3 protein-coding genes are annotated in these 2688 nt (G+C 74.5%); 2 read left to right on the top strand and 1 reads right to left on the bottom strand.

Translation table 11 applies throughout. The annotated features are described in order from the left end of the window. The first annotated feature begins 67 nt into the window (after nucleotides 1-67). Nucleotides 68-919 (top strand): hypothetical protein, encoded by an 852-nt coding sequence (locus ABD205_RS14555; RefSeq protein ID WP_344045911.1) that lies wholly within the window; start codon nucleotides 68-70, stop codon nucleotides 917-919. Between the two features lie 2 nt (nucleotides 920-921). Here ABD205_RS14555 and ABD205_RS14550 read toward each other — a convergent pair whose 3' ends face one another. Continuing rightward, a complete protein-coding gene (locus ABD205_RS14550) occupies nucleotides 922-1653 on the bottom strand; it encodes a VOC family protein (protein ID WP_344045909.1) in 732 nt (243 codons plus the stop codon). A gap of 85 nt (nucleotides 1654-1738) precedes the next feature. Here ABD205_RS14550 and ABD205_RS14545 point away from each other — a divergent pair. Further along, the coding region (locus ABD205_RS14545) for a 13E12 repeat family protein (protein WP_486348420.1) at nucleotides 1739-2688 on the top strand (950 nt) is incomplete at its 3' end.

The following is a 2688-nucleotide window of genomic DNA, read 5'->3' as shown; positions in this document are numbered from 1 at the left end:
CTCCTCGACAGCCTTCCCCTGTGGACGGTCCCCGCGGCCGCCTGCCGATCCGTGCCAGGGTCCTCGCATGGACGATCTCGGGCGCCCCTTGCTCCGTCCGGGCTGGGAGACCGCCCGGTTCGACGACGAGCACCTCCAGGTCGGGCTGGACGCGCCGGCCCGGGTGGTGCTCTCCGACTCCCCCGACGTACGACGCCTGCTGACCACTCTCGCGGATCCGGACGCGGCCTGGTCGCCGCCCGCCACCCTGCCCGCCGCACGGGCGCTCGACCGGCTTCGCGCCGCCGGGCTGGTCGTGGCCGTGCCCGGATCTGCGCTCGAGGCCCGGCTGGCTGCCGAGCACGGGCCGTCCGCCCCACGACGGTTGGCTCGTCGTCGGGCTGCCCGGATCGCGGTCGAGGCGCCGCCCGGAGTGGGCGACACGATCTCCGCGCTGCTCCGGTCGGAGGGCATCCAGCCCGCCACGTCGGGCGCCACGGTGACCCTCGTGGCCGCGCTGGGCCCCGTCCGGCGGGGGCGGTTGGACCCGCTGGTCCGCGACGGCCGGCCGCACCTGGTCCTCAGCGGTGGACCGACCGGGTGGGAGGTCGGGCCTTTCGTCGTGCCGGGCCGGACCGCGTGCCTTCGGTGCGTCGACGCCGCGCGCGCTGAGACCGACCCACGACGCGCCGTCATCGCCGACCAGCTCGCGCGCTCGTCCGCCGCGGTGCCGGTGTCACCGACGCTTCAGGCCGCGGCGCTCGCTCTCGCGGTGCATGACCTGGCGACGTACGTCGACGGCGAGGTGCCGACGACCTGGTCGGCGTCCATCCTGCTCGGCTCGGGCGCCCCGGTCGTCCGCGAGTGGCCGCGTCATCCGCGGTGCGGGTGCGCGTGGGACGTGGTGCTCTCAGACCCTGCGGTAGTCCCCGACGAGTGAGCTCAGCCGAGGAGGCCGGTCTCGGGCCGCCGGTCGGTGACGCAGAAGGTGCTGCCGTCGGGCCCGGCCATCACCGTCCAGCCTGCGCCAGCTCTCACGGGCTCGGCTCCGTGCCCCGTGAGCCGCTCGACCTCCCGGCCGCGGTCGTCGGTGGCGATGTCGACGTGACCTCTCGTGGCGCCTTCGTCGAGGCGCTGCAGCAGGATGCGCACCGGCAGCTCCGCCGGCGTGGCGAGCCTGGCGAACTCCGGTCGGCTCCCCCGCCGCACCGGCCAGCCGGTGAGGCCGGACCAGAAGTCGGTCTCGGTCTCCCAGGCGTCGTGCGCGATGTCGATGGCGAGCTGGTCGACCCGCGATCGGTGGGTGCCCCAGTCGGACGGGGCCGCGGCCTCGGCGTTCCGCTCGGTGACCAGGCAGAACACGAAGCCGGCGGGCGAGCGGAGCACGGCGTGACCGGGTCGTGCGAGGACATGCGCCCCGTGCTCGGACGCGTGCGCGACGGCCCGGTCGAGGTCGTCGACATGGACGTCGAGGTGTACGCGCGGCTCGCCCTCGCGGGTGCGCTGGACCTTCAGGTGCGCGTCGCCGGCGGGCGGGACGAGCGTCGCGAACTCGTCGTGCCCGCCACGGGTCGGTGACAATCCGTAGCCGGTCGCCGCCCGCCAGAACTCCACCCCGCGCTCGTGACTCGCCGCTGGCAGGTCGAGGAAGATCGTGAGCCAGGTCGGGTGCACGTGGTGTCCTCGGTCTCTCGTCGGGTGGTGCGGCCTCTGTGAGTTGACCCAACAGATTGTCGGTGGTCTCTGATGGACTTGGTCCATGACGATATCGGGGCTCGCTGCGGGTGGCGCGTCGCTGGATTCCAGCGGCGGCCTGCTGGCGGAGTTTCGTGCCTCGAAGGCCCGTGAGGCCCTCGAGCAGGTCCTCCAGGTCGAGCTGGCGTTGGAGTTCTGTGCGTTCAACTCCCCCGACTCCATCCACCCCGACTCGATCCACCCCGACTCGATGCACCGGGCGGCGACGCTGCCGGGCAGCGAGGGCGAGCTGGCCCTGGCGGGGCCGGGGGCGCCGGGGGTGGCCGAGTTCGCGGTGATCGAGTTCGGGGCCGTGGCCGGCATGTCGACCGACGCCGCCCGCCTCTACCTGGGCCGGTGTCTGGAGCTCGGCCACCGGCTGCCCAGGGTGTGGGCCGCCACCCGCGCCGGGCAGGTCCCGGCCTGGCGGGCACTGCGGATCGCCGAGCACACCATGGCACTCCCGGTCGAGGGCGCGGCCTGGGTCGATGACCAGGTCGCCGACCTCGCCGGCCGGGTCGGCCCGATCGTGTTGAGGCGGCTGGTCGAGGAGGCCATCATCCGGTTCGACCCCGAGACCGCCGCCCAAGCCGCCCTGGAGGCCCTCGAGACCCGCCACGCCACCATCACCCTGCACCAAGCCCTCTCCGAGCTCGGCCCCGCCGGCATCGCCACCGGCCACCTCGACGCCATCCTCGACGTCGCCGACGCCCTCGACCTCGACACCGCCCTGGCCGACCTCGCCGCCGACCTCGCCACCGCCGGCGACACCAGCCCCCTCGACGTACGCCGCGCCAAAGCCCTCGGCCTCCTCGCCCGCGGCCACACCCCCCAAACCCCCGCCACACCCCAACGGCGTCGGCGGGTGGTGCTGCACGTCCACCTCGCCGAGGCAGCCCTGCACGGCGCCGGCGACGGCATCACCACCCTGCACTCCCCCACCGGCCACCCGCTGGGCCAGGTCAGCGTCGAACA

Source organism: Nocardioides panacihumi (assembly GCF_039530925.1).
GTDB classification, from domain to species: Bacteria; Actinomycetota; Actinomycetes; order Propionibacteriales; family Nocardioidaceae; genus Nocardioides; species Nocardioides panacihumi.
This window is presented reverse-complemented; position numbering and strand designations above follow the sequence as displayed.

Coding starts and splice junctions, on each gene's coding strand:
- ABD205_RS14555 (WP_344045911.1), top strand. CDS start 68: ATGGACGATCTCGGGCGCCCCTTGCTCCGTCCGGGCTGGGAGACCGCC.